The sequence below is a fragment of the Paenibacillus sp. GCM10027630 genome (assembly GCF_042676305.1).
In the GTDB taxonomy this organism is placed as follows: domain Bacteria; phylum Bacillota; class Bacilli; order Paenibacillales; family NBRC-103111; genus Paenibacillus_S.
On the sequence record NZ_JBHTGY010000044.1, the window covers coordinates 1 to 15306 of the forward strand.

Consider the following 15306-nt stretch of genomic DNA (forward strand, 5'->3'; position numbering starts at 1 on the left):
GTGAAGAACGTCGGAAAGCCGTATGAGGGAAAACCTCACGTACGGTTTGATGAGGAGGGGCTGGATGCCCAGCCCTTCACTCTACTATTTTCTCGTCCTTGGCTGCCGCTGTTTCTTTTATTAGGGTCAGTCTAAAACTTATTTTTAAGAAGCTGATGATTTTTTAATTCAAACACGTTGTTATCAACGACTCTAGTCTAAGACTTTATTTTCACAGAACACTAACAATCGCAGAGAGAGGTCGATCAAGCCGTTTGTCATTGGAAGAAAAAACTGGCTGTTTGCTAACACGCCAAGAGGCGCGAGAGAAATTGACGCAGCTCGAGGATCCCCGTGATCCGAAGTCGTCGTCGATGACAAAGAGCAAACCTGGACTCCTGAGTGGATGAGTGCTGAACGGCGCAGGCGACACATGAATTGAAGAGTCATTGGAAAGCCTTATTGAGCAATAGCGAACTGGCGGGAAATATTCCGGTATACGGTTGGAGACATTCCTTTCTTAGCCGTAAATTGTTTGATGAAGTAAGTGTCGTACTCAAACCCGGTGGCACGCGCAATTTCGTTCAAATTCATACCTGTATGGGTGAGGAGATCTCCCGCAACTTTCAAGCGGTGCGACAGTAAATATCTCATTGCTGTACACCCGCATCTTTCCTGAAACATTTTATTAAGCGACACACGATTCAAGTGTGCACATTTAGTTAAATCTTCCAAGGCGATTTTATTAGCATAATTGGTGTGTATATATTCCAGCACTAAATCAACAGGGGATTGTTCGCTTTGGCGGTTCAAATCCTCAAGCAGGCCCAATATCTGGATGAGATATTTTTTGATTCTGCACGCCCAGTTTGCATCGCTTTGCGCATACACTTCAGTCCCAAGCACAAAAAACCACTCAAATAATTGCGGAAAGGCTTTCTCAGAAACAAAAGGTACACCGGTGCGTGTTTGATTGCCCTGAAAAAGCGAAAGCCCTGTTTGTATTTTCAGATGGCTAGGAAAGTAGTCTTTCGTTTCAGAATTCGGTACGGTAACAAGAAAATCGGGATGATAACTGAATGATTGCGCAGAGACGTTATGCCTTTCAAGTATTTGTATCGTAACATCTTCGGATAAACAGAGAACGCCGGGGGCTGAAATCGCTATCGGTCGGTCGTTGAGTACTACGTTGATGCTGCCTGATGTAATCAAGATTAAAGTAAGCCGATCCGGATAGGGAAGAGAGTTCAAGTCCTCGACGGCAACAAATTCAATCTTTACCATTCTGTCTTTGTGGCGGTCAACTTGTGGCATGGTCCTCTCCTGACAAATAGTATAGTCAATTGCTTCACTTATAACAGTGTACCATAAAGATTCGAGGACTATACTATTAACTAAGACAAAGAAAGGTGGTAATTACTATGGCAATCAACATTGCGATAAATGGTTTCGGCAGAATTGGCAGGCTTGCCTTTCGGCAGCTTTTTGATGCAGAAGGTTATCAGATTGTCGCTATCAATGATCTAACAAGTCCGAAGATGCTTGCGCATTTGCTAAAGCACGACACAACGCAGCGACGTTATGATGAAAAGATTGATTACAGTGATAACAGCTTAACCGTAAACGGCGTGGATATTCCGATTTATGCCGAAAGAGATCCCGGCAAACTCCCGTGGAAAGAATTGCAAGTTGATGTAGTCCTGGAGTGTACAGGCTTTTTCGCCTCAAAAAAAGCATCTACAGCCCATATTGAGGCAGGTGCAAAAAAAGTAGTCATCTCAACCGTTGCCGGGAAAGATATTCCAACTATTGTATATGGTGTTAATGAACACACGTTAACTAAAGAAGATACTATTGTTTCGGCCGCATCTTGCACCACGAACTGCCTAGCTCCAATGGTCTATTACTTGAACGAGCTTGCGCCGATTAAAAAAGGTTTTATGACGACGATACACGCTTACACAAACGACCAGAATACCCTTGATGGCCCTCACGCCAAAGGTGACTTGCGCCGGGCGCGCTCTGCAGCCGGCAACATCATCCCAACGTCAACCGGGGCAGCAAAAGCAATAGGACTCGTAATCCCTTCCTTTGATGGCAAACTGGATGGTATATCCCAAAGAGTGCCGGTCATGGCCGGCTCCCTAACAGAATTGACAGTAGTCGTGGGCGGTTCTGTAACTGCGGTGCAGGTCAACGAGAAGATGGAGCAGTCCCAGTCGGAGCAATACGGATATACAGAGGATGAGCTTGTCTCGTCCGATATTATCGGTATGACTTACGGCAGCTTATTCGACGCTACGCAAACAAACGTAACGGAAATTGGAACAGATACCCTGGTGAAAATAGCGGCATGGTATGATAACGAAAACTCCTTTACCAGCCAAATGATTCGCACCGCCAAATATCTCGCAGAATTGTGAAAGTAAGCGAACTATAAATGACGCACACGCAGATTCGCGAACCCACTTAGTAAAACGTGCCCATGGAATGAGAAAATCCGGAAACAGCGAAACAGTCGTACCACAGTTTGGGCACAACCATCGGTAAATCGGGATAAGGATATGTTCACATTTACTTGCAACCCAGCGGAAATAACGGCCATGCTTATGAAGCTTACGATTGCAATCCTTGCAGCAAAGCTTTACATCGGGGCCTTGATCCTTGTATAGACGTAAGTAAGCCTTGCAAAATCGCATTATTGAAAGGATGATGTCTCGTGAATTTCGCTTCTGTACGCATCATTACTGACGATTTGGATCGACTCGTCGTGTTCTATGAGAAAGTCACATGTGTTTCGGTGAAGCGCCCAGCGCCTGTCTTCGCTGAGTTCGTTCTGCCATCGTGTACCCTGGCGATAGGCCACTCCCAGACGGTGCAACTGTTCGGCGCTGGTTCCGCGCGCGGCCGATAACCACACCGTCATTATCGAGTTTCGCGTCCACGACGTCAATGCCGAGCGCCGGTCGCTGGGCGTGCCGTCTGCCAGCGGTGACGTGGTCGTGGATCGCTCCGCGGACGGATCGGAGTGCCGGATCGTGTTCGCCAGCCTACCGCCGGAGGAAACCGATAACCTGATCCGCCGGGAGCTGGATGCCGCCGTCTCCGGCGGCTATAGCCTGGAGTGGAAGTACTACGGTCACGATACGCCAATCGACCTGCCCGAGCGGCTCGTCGCCGCCGGGTTCGAGGCCGAGGATGAGGAGGAAGTGTTGGTCCTGCCATTGGACGAGGCATCGCTGGCTGCCTTCGGTGACGGCGGNCTACTTCCGGTCCGGAGGGCCCTACGCCGAACTAGCCGGGGGTCGCACCAAGACCACACACCGGAGACTGGGACTGTTCACCGCGCTGGTTGCCTCGCGGTTGCAGGAAGCCCGTGATCGCGGCCGGACGCACGCCTTCGTCGACGCGCTGCCGACCTCCGCGCCGATCCTGCGCAAGCAGGGCTTCCAGTTCGTAACTCGGACGCAGCCGTTCGTGTTGGAGCAACTGCGGTGAGCGCCGACGCTGATTGGGCAGAAAAGAGCAAGATGAAGATAACAAATACATCTTTTTTAGATGGATATAAGATGTGAATGGAGACCTTTTGAGGGACGGAACACGTTACTTCCATAAAGTAGAAGTTCTATCCAAAGAAACCGTTGACACGGGGAACATTTATTCTCTAAAGTTTTCGGCTAAAGTCAAAAAACGCGCCTGAACCATGGTGGTTTTGCGCGTTTTGTCGGGACGAATACGGTGTCAGGACGGAATATTCATAGCGGTCTGAATATTTTTCAGATCGAGCTGAATTTGGTCTGGAATATGGTAGGGATGGTATAGGCCCCGCTGCATCATGTAGTTTATTATCTTTTCATGGGAGTCTATAGCTTCGTCGAGCTGTTTCATCAAAATTTGCTTGATTTCGGGGGTGGCACATTCGGTTACGGCCATGGCGTAGTTTCTGACTCCGCTCTTGGCGTTCATCAAAAAATCCATTGCGATTACGTCGTCGGTCAGCGTATGAAGCCCTGTCAAGTGTTCTAGTATTGTGTTCATGTTTTATCTCCTATAGGGTCACTTTAGACAGCACTCCACCGAGCTCCTGAAGTTGCTGCTGTGATAATTGCACGTCTTGCTGCAAAATTTGTATGAGCTCCGGGTCGGTTACCAGAGCTTGCATGGTTTTGGATTTGGTCATGCAAACGGTCTTGAACGCAGCCATTTCATGAACCTCCAGCATCTCATGCAAGGCGTAATTGGAATTCATTTGGATTTTCCCCCCATTTATTCATCTATATTCAAGGCTTTAAGACGACTTTGATGCAATCGTCCGTTTTCGTATCGAACACTTCATAGCCGCGCTTGGCCTCGCTGAGCGGAATGACGTGCGTAACAATGTCTCCAGGGTCCACTTTCCCCGACGTAACCAACTCGTACATATACGGCATATAATGAATGACCGGAGCTTGTCCGGAACGGATATTCACGTTGCGCTGCATGATGTCGCCGAGCGGGAATCCGTTATAGCGTCCGCCGTATACCCCAGTGACTTGGATGGTCCCGCCTTTGCGGACAGCCTGAGACGCAATGATAAATGCGCTCATGGTGCCGCCTTGCAGTTTCAAACCGCTGGCTAGAAATTCGAGATCGCTCATCTTGCCGTCCATTCCTACCGCATCAATCACGACATCGGCGCCGCCTTTGGTCATTTCCTTGAGATTGTTGCCGATATTCTTATCCTGTTCGAAGTTTACGATTTCCACATTGTTCGTTCGCTTCGCATGCTGTAAGCGGTAATCGACATAGTCGACGGCGATGACCCGCTTTGCTCCTTTCAGCCAGCAGAATTTCTGGGCCAGAAGTCCGACCGGACCGCAGCCGAGCACGATGACCGTATCTCCATTCTTGACGCCGGCGTTATCTACGCTCCAGAATGCCGTCGTCATTGCATCGGCGATCAAGCTTAGCTTTTCGTCCGGTTGTTCGCAGTTTTCGGGAATCTTGAAGTAGGTAAAATTTGCAAACGGAACTCGTAAATACTCGGCTTGCCCGCCAGGGTATCCGCCGGTCGTTCCGGAGTAGCCGAAATATGCCCCCATATCCCCGTGTTCGTTTGACTTGTCACATTGGCTTTCCAGCTGATTTTTGCAAAAAAAGCATTCTCCGCATGCGATGTTGAACGGGATGATCACACGGTCGCCTTTCTTTACCTTTGTCACGCCGGGGCCAACTTCTTCTACGATCCCCATCGGTTCATGCCCGATGACATAATTCTCCTGAAGGTTAGGGATCATCCCGTGAATAAGGTGAAGGTCAGAACCACAAATGGCGGTACTGGTGATCTTTACGATCATATCGTACGGTTTCTCAATCTTCGGATCCGGTACCTCTTTCATGAGCTTTTGCTCTTGGAACAAGAAAATAGATGGTGGTTATAGACACAAACCAGACTAGCAGCAATAAATTTCGTTCCATGTCCATGGCCATAGCTTGTACAAGGAAGGAGGCTCCTATGTATAGTGTACTTCTTTTTATTCATACTCTCGTGGGAGGTGATACTTAGGCAAAAACACAACACCGTTTACTCGTTGTCCGTCATAGACACGAACTTACGGGGTCCCTTAAAAATTTTTATTATCCAGGCACTTGAACCACATTCAGTCATATAAAGGTGATAGCAGTTCGAATCTGTTGAGGAGGATTTTATACAAATGATGTTACCGAGTGAAAAGTATTTCGGTAAGTTTGAAGCGGTTTTTTTATTTTACGGGGCGATGCCTACAGGCGTTACTGTTTCTGAAACTGGGCGCATTTTTATTTGCTTTCCAAGATGGGGAGACGATGTTAAATTTACGGTGGCTGAAATCGTCCGCGGTACATTACAGCCTTATCCTAGTTTAGACGCTAATTTGGTAAGCCAATCGAATATCACAACGTCCTTCATTAGTGTCCAAAGTGTCGTTGCTGATGGAAAGGGAACGCTTTGGGTACTGGATACGGGGGCTCCTAATTTCTCAGAACCCATCAAAGGGGGGGCGAAGTTAGTCGCTGTAGATTTAAATACAAATACCATAAGAAGCGTATTTACATTTACAGAGGATGTTGTTCTGCCAACCACTTATCTGAATGATGTCCGATTTGATTTTCGTGTTGGTAAAGCAGGTTATGCTTATATAACGGATTCGTCTTCCCGAGGACCGGGTGCCATTATTGTCGTTGATTTAGAAACGGGTTATGCCTGGAGACGGTTAAACGGGGCAAATTCAATTTCGCCCGATCTCTTTCTTTTACCGAAAGTCGAAGGTAAAATCCTGATGAATCGAAACAAAGATGGATCTACTTCACCCTTTAGATTGGCCTCTGATGGTATAGCGATTTCCCCGGACGGCAAGATTTTGTATTTTTGTCCTCTCTCCAGTCGACATCTGTACTCGATTTCAACGGAAGTCCTAAGAGACCGAACGATACCGGATATGAATTTACAGGATCACGTGAAGTATTGGGGAGAAAAAGGTGCTTCAGATGGAATGATCACCGGTGCAAAAGGAACCCTTTATGCTGGAGATTACGAAAACAACAGTATTCGAAAGATATTGCCGAATGGCATCATGGAAACGATCGCACATGATCCGAGAATTTTATGGCCGGATACTTTTTCGATTGGTCCAGATCAATACTTATATTTCATCGTGAACCAATTACATCGGCAGGCAAGATTTCATTATGGAAATGACCTGCGGCAGAAGCCTTATAGTTTACTCCGTATGAAAATAGACGAACCACCTGCTCCTACCTTTTAATAAATATTTCACTTTACAAAGTTGCCTCTATTTGCATAGAAAATGTATTTTATGACTTTATGGTTATTAAGAATTTGGAGGCTGCCGAGCGGCAGTCTAAGACCTTATTTTCCAAGTCTTGGTCCATCGCTGTTTTGTTTTTATGACATTCTGTGAAGTAATATCACTGTGTATCAATGCGGGACGAATCATTTCCTTCACAAAAAGGTCTGCAATCTCCGGGCTCATTAATTCGGTCCAGGACCGATCAGAAAACTGGTTACAGGATTCTCCAAACCTTTTATACCATCTGCGGGTCCATTTATTCGTATCGGGTTAAAATGTATGCGAAAGTACAGAGAACTTGGTGACTTTGGATTACTGGATCAGAGAGGCCGAAGAGAGTAGTACCTGGACCATTCCGCTAGCATGTTTGGGCTTGCCCACCTCGGTACGCAGCTTGACGATTACAGCAAGCATTTGGCTGCCTATCTGGGCAGCAGCGGCTATGAGACCGCGCTCTGCGGCATTCAGCATGAAGCATCGGACGCGGCGATGATCGGTTACGACCGTATTCTCGGAAACCCCAAATACGATATGAGCGTATTTGACTTCAATTCAGTAGACTGGGACCTTGAGAATGCACGGGCGGCCGCAGATTATATCAGGCAGGAGCACAAGAAGCCGTTTTTCCTGTCAGTGGGATTATTTAATACGCATCTGAATTTTCCAAAGGCTGACCCCGAATTGAATCCAGACTACGTTGACGTACCTTCCCAATTTTACGACAACGCCGAAAACCGCAGGTTGTGGGCCGCTTATTTGACATCGACGCGGACAGCGGACGATTGCGGACGATTGCGCGGGCATCGTACTGGATGCACTCAAGGAGTCGGAGGCTTGGGACGATACGCTGTTTATTTATACGACGGATCACGGGCTTCCTTTTCCTGGTATGAAGTGTAGCCTTTTTGACTCTGGCATGGGAGTCTCTCTGATCGTGCGTACTCCCCAAACCGACCGGCGAGGGTAAGCGGTTGACGCGCTTATTTCGCATCTCGATCTGTTTCCGACCATTTGCGACCTGGCCGGATTGCAGTTGCCGTCTTGGCAGCAGGGGCATTCCTTGCTACCGCTGCTGCAGAGAAAGGCGGAATCAGTCCGGGATGCCGTGTTTGCGGAAATTAACCATCATGTGGAACACGAGCCGATGCGGGCGATCCGCACTGAGCGGTACAAGTATATCCGCAATTTCGGCCTTACCAAGTATCTGCTACCCAATCTTGATACTAGTGAAATCCGCTCTTTCCTTGTTGGGAACGGATTCCTTGACTCTGAGAAACCGCAGGAAATGCTGTTTGACTTATACCTTGATCCCGTAGAAAGGGTTAATCTGGCTCAAGGAGAGCAGTATAGCGAAGTAAAGGTGGCATTGGAGAAAGAGTTAATCGAAATGGATGCATGCCACCCGCGACCCTTTGGCAGAAGGAGATGTGCCGCTTCACAGGTGAAGTTGGCATAAAAATGGCTGTATCATCTGCTTTTTTATCACATAGTACGCCCTGCATGGGCGTCATCTCTAAGATGAGGCGTAACTTATGTATGGTCAGGGCAGGCTTCCCTCCCACAGCTGTATCGGTAAATCGTACTGAGACGTCGGAGTCTTCAGCATCGGCATCCTCGATGCAAGCTCGAACGGTTGTACCGAGGGATAAAGTCGAGGTTCAGCCGCCAGACGATGGCGCGATACAAGCCAAGATGGGCATTGTCCCGCCTCTTCTTTTGTTGCAAAAAATGGAGCGAAAAGCATAGACAATGTTGAGGGTGCCCAACTAATGAAAAGCAGTTGGTGCATCCTCTTATTTTTTATTTATCTAATAATTCCCACAGTGAACACCCAAAAGGCGTACATTTTAAAGCTTGGGAGGGGGGTTGACGAAATAAGTAAATTAGATTATATTATGCACATACCCATACGGGTATAGGTAATTATAATTTGAAAGGACGTATATTATGACCATATTGAATGTCACTGATCAAAATATTAATGAAGTTGTAATTGGCCTAGCCAAGATGGTTATCGATTATTATTATTCTGACTGGTGTGGACCTTGCCGTATGTTATCTCCCGTCTAAATGAACTTCATGCTGAGTTAGGAGATGAGATAACCATTGCTAAAGTGAATGTGGATCAGAATCCTAGTACATCACGAAACTATCAAGTGATGAGTAATGAGTATCCTTTAAACATGGTAAAGACGTGGGGATGTTCACACAGGTTTTAAATCCAAAGTACAATTAAATCTTTTAGTTAAAATTATCTTAAAATCATAACCAATTTTTTTTGCTTAATTTCATACCCCATAGGGTATGTATTATTCCGAAATAATACACTAGAAAGGAGTCGTTATGGATATTGCATGGATTGTAACCTTATTCGCAATCGGGCTTATTGGTTCTCTGATCTCCGGAATGGTCGGCATAGGTGGCTCCATTATTAAATATCCTATGCTACTGTATATACCACCGGCGCTGGGATTTGCAGCATTTACAGCGCAAGAAGTTTCTGCGATCAGCGCAGTACAAGTTTTCTTTGCCACATTAGCTGGAATGTTCGCTTTCCGCAAGGGAGGTTATATTAATAAAGCCTTGGTTCTTTCGATGGGTATCTCTATCGTCATCGGAAGCTTTATTGGAGGCTACGGATCACAATTCCTGCCGAATGAAGTCATCAATCTCGTCTACGCTATACTTGCACTTATTGCAGCAATTATGATGTTTCTTCCTAAAAAGGGGAACGAAGCAGCAGATTTTACGAAGCTGCAATTTAATAAGCCTTTGGCGGCCATACTGGCAACGGTAATAGGTGTGTTATCAGGAATCGTCGGAGCGGCAGGAGCTTTTATTACCGTTCCCGTGATGCTAGTCATTCTAAAAATCCCAACACGTGTTGCTATCGCATCATCTCTAGCCATTACCTTTATTTCATCGATTGGCTCCACAACCGGGAAGTTTATGGGCGGACATATGCTGGTCATTCCATCCATCGCCATGGTTGTGGCGAGTACCATTGCCTCCCCCATTGGCGCGGTGATCAGTAAGAAACTGAATACAAAGGTTCTTCAATGGATTTTGGCAGCACTAATCGTTGCTACCGTCATCAAAATCTGGCTTGATATTTTAACCTAAAGGAGGATTTACTATGAGTTCGCAAGTGAAGCTTCAATTGCCATTTGAAGTGGCCGAAAGACTGAAACAGGGTGAGAAGTTCGAGATACTGGATGTTAGGGAATCCCAAGAGTGGGAAGAAGGTCATATCCCAGAAGCCACCCATATACCATTAGGAGAGCTGGAAGAAAGACACATGGAGCTGAATAAGGAACAGGAAATGGTAGTAGTTTGCCGCAGTGGAAACCGAAGCGCGGGATGGCATGCGAATATCTTTCGGCGTTGGGATACAAAGTCATCAATATGCCTGGTGGAATGTCCGCATGGCAAGGAAATGTGAAGTACGGAATTTAACTTTTACTAGGCACAGGAGGGAAAATCGATATGAGTACATGGCAAGTAGATCGTACATTAGAGTGTGAAGGTCTGGCGTGTCCGCTGCCTGTGGTCCGTACCAAAAAGGCCATGGAGGAATTGAAAACCGGGGAAGTCTTAGAAGTACGTGCGACGGATAAAGGATCCTTTGCCGACCTACAAAGCTGGGCGAAACGTACCGGCCACCTATACATCGGGCTGAAGGAAGAAGGCGACGTATTAAGACACTTTATCCGTAAAGCGGATCCTTCTGAAGTCAAAGCTGAATCCAAGTTCCCTCACACCGTTTCGCTCGATGAAATCAAAAGCAAATTAGATCATGGCGAAAAAGTTAATATTTTGGATGTACGTGAACCGGCTGAGTTTGCATTCGGACGTCTGCCAGGGGCCATCTCCATTCCGACAGGGGAGCTGGAACAACGACTTCGAGAGCTGAACCCAAGCGAAGAGTATATGATCGTTTGCCGCACAGGTAACCGGAGTGATGCGGCTTGTCAAACCTTAGCTGAGAAAGGCTTTACCAAGTTGAAAAATGTTCTGCCCGGGATGACCGAATGGACAGGGGAAGTGGAAAAGGATTAATTAAAGAACACAATTAAAACGGAGGAATAAACAATGGCAAACAAACTCGCAATTATAGCTAGTAACGGTGGATTATTTGATGCATATAAAGTATTCAATATCGCAACAGCGGCGGCCGCGACAGATACAGAGGTAGCTATCTTCTTTACTTTCGAAGGCTTAAATCTGATCCACAAGCAAGCTTATCAGCAGCTTCCGATGCCTGCCGGCAAAGAGCATTTTGAGCAGGGCTTTAAAGCGGCCAACGTCCCACCCATTCCTGAACTAGTGGGGATGGCGCAGGAAATGGGCGTCAAGATTATCGCTTGTCAGATGACTATGGACGTAATGAATCTGAAGCAAGAGGATTTTATTGAGGGTATTGATGTCGGTGGAGCGGTTACGTTTCTTGATTTCGCACAGGATGCCAACGTTACATTGACGTTCTGATCCTAAACCATAACAGAAGGTGGCTTGCACAATGATGACGAACACGATTCAAAAGATGAATGCGAAAGAAGTTACTAGAATGGTTCTTAACAAAAAGGAGCTATTTATCCTTGACGTTCGCAATGAAACGGATTTTAACGATTGGAAAATCGAAGGGGAAAGCATTGATGTCATAAATATTCCGTACTTTGATTTACTCGATGGAATCGACCCGGCTCTTGAACAAATTCCAGATGGGAAAAAAGTGTTGGTGGTCTGTGCGAAAGAAGGCTCTTCGAAATTCGTTGCAGAGCAAATCGCCGAAGCAGGAAGAAGCTATATTTATTACCTTGAAGGAGGCATGAAATCGTGGAGCGAATACCTTGAGCCGGTGAAGGTAGCGGATCTTTCCGGCGGTGGAGAGCTGTACCAATTTGTCCGCATCGGCAAAGGCTGCTTATCTTATATAGTACTTTCTGAAGGGGAGGCAGCCATTATTGATATGAATCGGATGATCGATCAATATGAAAACTTCCTGAAGAATAAGGGAGCTAAGCTGATCCACACCATTGATACGCATCTTCACGCGGATCATATCTCAGGGGGCAGAGCTTTGGCCGAGAAATACGGTGCAACGTATCATTTGCCGCCCAAGGATGCAGCAGAAGTAACATTTGCGTACGAAGAGCTTGAGAATGGAAAACCAATTTACGTCGGAAATGAAACAATTCTCGTTCAACCTATTTACTCTCCCGGCCATACGATTGGATCGACGTCATTTATTATCGATCATAAATACCTTCTGTCCGGGGATATTTTGTTTGTCGAATCCATTGGTCGTCCTGACCTTGCAGGACTTGCAGAGGATTGGGTGGGGGATCTTCGCCAAACGCTCTATAGCAGATATAAGGAGCTATCCGAGGACTTGGTCGTTCTTCCTGCCCATTTTGGGAAAATAACCGAGATTGCTGAAGGTGGCCTTGTTTCTGGTCGCCTGGGAGACCTGTTCAAGAACAACCCAGGGCTAAATATTCATGATGAGGGAGAATTCCGTAAAACAGTAACTGAAAACCTGCCGCCGCAACCGAATGCGTATCAAGAAATTCGCCAAACCAATATGGGGAAAATCAATCCCAATGAAGAAGAGCAGCGTGAGATGGAAATCGGTCCAAATCGCTGTGCAGTTCATGACAAATAATAAGGGGGAAATTATTATGAACAGTCATAAAGTGTTAGATGCGAAAGGTTTAGCTTGTCCCATGCCAATTGTAAAAACGAAAAAGAGCATCGGTGAATTAGAATCAGGTCAAGTATTAGAAGTACATGCCACAGATAAAGGCGCAAAAAACGATCTAGCGGCCTGGGCCAAGAGCACAGGACACGAGCTTGTCCAAGATGCAGAAGAAAATGGGATATATAAATTTTGGATTAAAAAGGCCTAATTGAAAAGGGAATGACAAATCGCTGTCATTCCCTTTTTTAGAAACATCAAATGAGGGCTGCGTACCTCGGAGATGCATCGGGGATAAGGTCAACTTGTTCCATTAAATTAATTCCTTTATTATTGTTAGCTACTGCGAATGATCAAAGCTATAAAATTTCTTGCCTATACATGTATGGGAAAGGATGGATTTTGGATTTAGATGATATATGATGATGAAGTAACAAAAGCCTAAAACGATTGGAAGGCCAAGCTCGTGGTGTACTTAATATGATGGAAAAGGGTAAGGCTTGCAAGGATGTAGTAAACCAAATCTCTGCCATCCGCAGCGCTGCTGATAAAGCGATAGCCTATATCGTGGCGACGAACTTGGAGCAATGTATTCTGGAGCAAAAGGAATTAGGTAAGGATACGTCGCAGGTAGCGAAGGAAGCCGTGGAGCTGGTAGTAAAAAGCAGGTAAAAGCGAGGAGACAAGAAGATGGAAACGTCAACTATAATTAATATTATAATTAATATTGTACTCATCATCGCAATTGTATGGTTTATATCTATACGTTGTGCACCGATCAAAGGGGTGCGGACGCTAAGTAATAAAGCCTTTGGACAAGAACTGCAGAACCAGAAAAATAAAATGATTATCGACGTACGCGATGCCAGTGAGTATAAGACGGGATTTATACCCAATGCGATAAATATCCCGTTGTCACAGCTTAACCATAAAATATCTGATATCCCAAAGGACAATAACGTATACTTGTATTGCCGCAGCGGTATGAGAAGTAAACAAGCCGCTCGTATACTGAGCAAACAAGGCTATACAAAGATAGCTGATCTCCGGGGCGGTATACTTGCGTGGGACGGACAAGTCAAGTAATAAATAACAACCATCAGTTCATTTAAGCTGATGGTTGATTTATTTGTGTACACTAAAATCCAATACATAGATATCCATGATCTTGGAATACTTAGGGTATGCTGCAAGAACGGAAAACATTACTTCTGATGATGTTCTACGTAAGTTACTAATACTGGATGATACTCTTTCACAATGGCCATTTGGGCATGCTTTTATGATATGGGATAAAAGCGTGATATAATCTTTGATTTTTAAACATAAAATTTTGGAGGCCATTATGTTTCACTACACTTTGTCTACTGAAAAAACAGTTGAAGAAGCTATTGCTGCTTTAGAACAACATTTAAAGGAAGAACAATTCGGTGTTCTTTGGCAATTCAATATTCAGGATAAGCTCAATGAAAAAGCCATCGAATTCAATCAAAAATATCAGATTCTCGAAGTATGTAATCCGGTAGAAGCTAAAAGAGTATTGAGTGAAAATCATTTAGCGGGTTACTTTCTGCCATGTAAAATAGCTGTGTATGAGCAGGACGGGCGAACGAAGATTGGGATGCCTAAACCTTCTGCACTACTTGGCATGGTTGATAATGAATCATTTGAAGCTCTAAAAAGCATTGCAGAGGATGTAGAAAAGCGCTTGGTCTCATGCATAGACAAGAGCAAATGAATTGAATGGTTAATATAATTTGGAAAAAAGAAAATCGAATGACTCTAAATATATTTAACAGCATCAACTATTATTGGAGTAGGCGCAATGGTACTTGGAGCCATTATCATGGCTTGTGCGACTCGAGAGTATTTAATCAAACAAAGAGGGTTCAATAACGATACGTTCAGATCTCCAAAGTTGTCAGTGGGGTTAGTGGCTGCAGATCTGCTGCACACGTGTCTAATGACACAAATCTGCCTACATAATATATCGAAGAAAAGCCTGAGGAATCTGGCTTATCACGTTAGTGAGTCAGAGTCAAAGATAGAAAGAAATTCAATTTGCCAACAAATTTATTGTCCATATCAAGAACAAATTTAAGCAGCATATACATGATGATGAAGTTTCTCATTTGCCGATGAGACTTGCAATAAACCCAGGTTTCGATAATGAGAAAAAAGCAGCTGAAAAGTATCTGGCAGGCTTGAAAGTATTTTCATTTGTAAGATGAATATTATTTCACAACAATGTAGGGAGATTTGTTTCATTAATGTAGGCAGGCACATTTTGTGTCATCATTAATACTTTTTACAACAATGTCCAATGACACAAATGTGCCTACATAACGTATCGAAGAAAAGCTTGGGAATCAGGCTCTTTATTTGTTATGTAGGGAGACATTTGAAAATGCATAAATCTCCCTACATTGTCGACTAGTGACACAAATCGAAGTATAGTTACTCATGTTAAATGAAAATAAAGATTAGACTGGCGGAGGCATTAAGCTATTCTAGCTGTGGGGGCCATGAAAAGAGGGAAATTCAACTCGAAGTACTCGCTCTTGAATCATTTGACTTCGGAATGTTTGCAAGGACTGAGGCTCCAGAAATTTTATAGAGTCAACTGCTTTTCTTGAAGTTCTATCTGCGTTACGACAAGAATTTTCATGAAAGACCCAAAAGAACCTCCTATACGGGCAATGTCATTAAGTTAAGCTCAAAAACAATAGCGGAATTAAAATGGAATTCGAAACGGCATGGGAAAAATCCCTGTGCCGTTTGTTTTTTTTGGTGTAAGCCAGA

Annotated in this window: 20 protein-coding genes and 3 pseudogenes; 18 read left to right on the plus strand and 5 right to left on the minus strand. The window is 44.9% G+C overall.

Annotated features, from left to right (window positions below; genetic code table 11):
* Window positions 1–223: 223 nt before the first annotated feature.
* Window positions 224–304: pseudogene (locus tag ACFQ0C_RS22000) on the plus strand (IS66 family transposase); the annotation flags it as partial.
* A 134-nt stretch (window positions 305–438) separates the two neighbouring features.
* On the opposite strand, the gene ACFQ0C_RS22005 reads toward ACFQ0C_RS22000, so the two are convergent.
* Window positions 439–1293, minus strand: coding sequence for an AraC family transcriptional regulator (locus ACFQ0C_RS22005; RefSeq protein WP_379369608.1), 855 nt, complete (start codon window positions 1291–1293; stop codon window positions 439–441).
* A 107-nt stretch (window positions 1294–1400) separates the two neighbouring features.
* On the opposite strand from ACFQ0C_RS22005, the gene gap reads away from it, so the two are divergent.
* The gene (gap, locus tag ACFQ0C_RS22010) at window positions 1401–2402 is read left to right on the plus strand and encodes a type I glyceraldehyde-3-phosphate dehydrogenase (protein WP_379369610.1); all 1002 of its coding nucleotides are present in this window, start codon (window positions 1401–1403) and stop codon (window positions 2400–2402) included.
* A gap of 42 nt (window positions 2403–2444) precedes the next feature.
* Here the strand turns inward: gap and ACFQ0C_RS22015 are convergent.
* Window positions 2445–2678: pseudogene (locus ACFQ0C_RS22015) on the minus strand (DUF6431 domain-containing protein); the annotation flags it as partial.
* A gap of 20 nt (window positions 2679–2698) precedes the next feature.
* Between ACFQ0C_RS22015 and ACFQ0C_RS22020 the strand changes: the two are divergent.
* Both ACFQ0C_RS22020 and ACFQ0C_RS22025 read left to right on the plus strand, forming a co-directional pair.
* A pseudogene (locus tag ACFQ0C_RS22020) lies at window positions 2699–2951 on the plus strand (VOC family protein); the annotation flags it as partial.
* 391 nt (window positions 2952–3342) lie between these two features.
* Window positions 3343–3477 carry a hypothetical protein gene (locus tag ACFQ0C_RS22025; RefSeq protein ID WP_379369646.1) on the plus strand — a complete coding sequence of 45 codons (135 nt, stop codon included), beginning with the start codon at window positions 3343–3345 and terminating at the stop codon, window positions 3475–3477.
* Window positions 3478–3720: 243 nt separating this feature from the next.
* On the opposite strand, the gene ACFQ0C_RS22030 is transcribed toward ACFQ0C_RS22025, so the two are convergent.
* Genes ACFQ0C_RS22030 through ACFQ0C_RS22040 form a run of 3 tightly spaced genes read right to left on the minus strand, consistent with a single transcriptional unit; the run spans window position 3721 to window position 5357 of the window.
* The gene (locus ACFQ0C_RS22030) at window positions 3721–4017 is read right to left on the minus strand and encodes a spore coat protein (protein WP_379369612.1); all 297 of its coding nucleotides are present in this window, start codon (window positions 4015–4017) and stop codon (window positions 3721–3723) included.
* A gap of 10 nt (window positions 4018–4027) precedes the next feature.
* The gene (locus tag ACFQ0C_RS22035; protein WP_379369614.1) at window positions 4028–4228 is read right to left on the minus strand and encodes a hypothetical protein; all 201 of its coding nucleotides are present in this window, start codon (window positions 4226–4228) and stop codon (window positions 4028–4030) included.
* A gap of 31 nt (window positions 4229–4259) precedes the next feature.
* Window positions 4260–5357, minus strand: a complete 1098-nt coding sequence (locus ACFQ0C_RS22040) for a zinc-dependent alcohol dehydrogenase (protein ID WP_379369616.1) — start codon at window positions 5355–5357, stop codon at window positions 4260–4262.
* 309 nt (window positions 5358–5666) lie between these two features.
* Between ACFQ0C_RS22040 and ACFQ0C_RS22045 the strand changes: the two genes are divergently transcribed.
* The 14 genes from ACFQ0C_RS22045 (at window position 5667) to ACFQ0C_RS22110 (ending at window position 14242) form a co-directional block, all read left to right on the plus strand.
* On the plus strand, window positions 5667–6761 hold the full coding sequence (locus ACFQ0C_RS22045; RefSeq protein ID WP_379369640.1) for an L-dopachrome tautomerase-related protein: 1095 nt from the start codon (window positions 5667–5669) through the stop codon (window positions 6759–6761).
* Between the two features lie 853 nt (window positions 6762–7614).
* Window positions 7615–7773, plus strand: coding sequence for a hypothetical protein (locus ACFQ0C_RS22050; protein ID WP_379369642.1), 159 nt, complete (start codon window positions 7615–7617; stop codon window positions 7771–7773).
* Window positions 7774–7788: 15 nt separating this feature from the next.
* Window positions 7789–8262 carry a sulfatase/phosphatase domain-containing protein gene (locus tag ACFQ0C_RS22055; protein WP_379369644.1) on the plus strand — a complete coding sequence of 158 codons (474 nt, stop codon included), beginning with the start codon at window positions 7789–7791 and terminating at the stop codon, window positions 8260–8262.
* 62 nt (window positions 8263–8324) lie between these two features.
* The gene (locus tag ACFQ0C_RS22060) at window positions 8325–8552 is read left to right on the plus strand and encodes a hypothetical protein (protein WP_379369618.1); all 228 of its coding nucleotides are present in this window, start codon (window positions 8325–8327) and stop codon (window positions 8550–8552) included.
* Between the two features lie 201 nt (window positions 8553–8753).
* Window positions 8754–8876, plus strand: a complete 123-nt coding sequence (locus ACFQ0C_RS22065; RefSeq protein ID WP_379369620.1) for a thioredoxin family protein — start codon at window positions 8754–8756, stop codon at window positions 8874–8876.
* Window positions 8877–9149: 273 nt separating this feature from the next.
* Window positions 9150–9929, plus strand: a complete 780-nt coding sequence (locus ACFQ0C_RS22070) for a sulfite exporter TauE/SafE family protein (protein WP_379369622.1) — start codon at window positions 9150–9152, stop codon at window positions 9927–9929.
* 13 nt (window positions 9930–9942) lie between these two features.
* On the plus strand, window positions 9943–10248 hold the full coding sequence (locus ACFQ0C_RS22075) for a rhodanese-like domain-containing protein (protein WP_379369624.1): 306 nt from the start codon (window positions 9943–9945) through the stop codon (window positions 10246–10248).
* Window positions 10249–10292: 44 nt separating this feature from the next.
* Window positions 10293–10865 (plus strand): sulfurtransferase TusA family protein, encoded by a 573-nt coding sequence (locus tag ACFQ0C_RS22080; protein ID WP_379369626.1) that lies wholly within the window; start codon window positions 10293–10295, stop codon window positions 10863–10865.
* Window positions 10866–10898: 33 nt separating this feature from the next.
* The gene (locus ACFQ0C_RS22085) at window positions 10899–11294 is read left to right on the plus strand and encodes a DsrE/DsrF/DrsH-like family protein (protein WP_379369628.1); all 396 of its coding nucleotides are present in this window, start codon (window positions 10899–10901) and stop codon (window positions 11292–11294) included.
* 31 nt (window positions 11295–11325) lie between these two features.
* Window positions 11326–12471, plus strand: coding sequence for an MBL fold metallo-hydrolase (locus tag ACFQ0C_RS22090; RefSeq protein ID WP_379369630.1), 1146 nt, complete (start codon window positions 11326–11328; stop codon window positions 12469–12471).
* 16 nt (window positions 12472–12487) lie between these two features.
* Window positions 12488–12715, plus strand: coding sequence for a sulfurtransferase TusA family protein (locus ACFQ0C_RS22095; RefSeq protein ID WP_379369632.1), 228 nt, complete (start codon window positions 12488–12490; stop codon window positions 12713–12715).
* 239 nt (window positions 12716–12954) lie between these two features.
* Window positions 12955–13176 carry a metal-sensing transcriptional repressor gene (locus tag ACFQ0C_RS22100; RefSeq protein WP_379369634.1) on the plus strand — a complete coding sequence of 74 codons (222 nt, stop codon included), beginning with the start codon at window positions 12955–12957 and terminating at the stop codon, window positions 13174–13176.
* Between the two features lie 18 nt (window positions 13177–13194).
* Window positions 13195–13590, plus strand: a complete 396-nt coding sequence (locus ACFQ0C_RS22105) for a rhodanese-like domain-containing protein (RefSeq protein ID WP_379369636.1) — start codon at window positions 13195–13197, stop codon at window positions 13588–13590.
* Between the two features lie 259 nt (window positions 13591–13849).
* Window positions 13850–14242, plus strand: coding sequence for a DUF302 domain-containing protein (locus ACFQ0C_RS22110; RefSeq protein WP_379369638.1), 393 nt, complete (start codon window positions 13850–13852; stop codon window positions 14240–14242).
* Window positions 14243–15306 lie beyond the last annotated feature (1064 nt).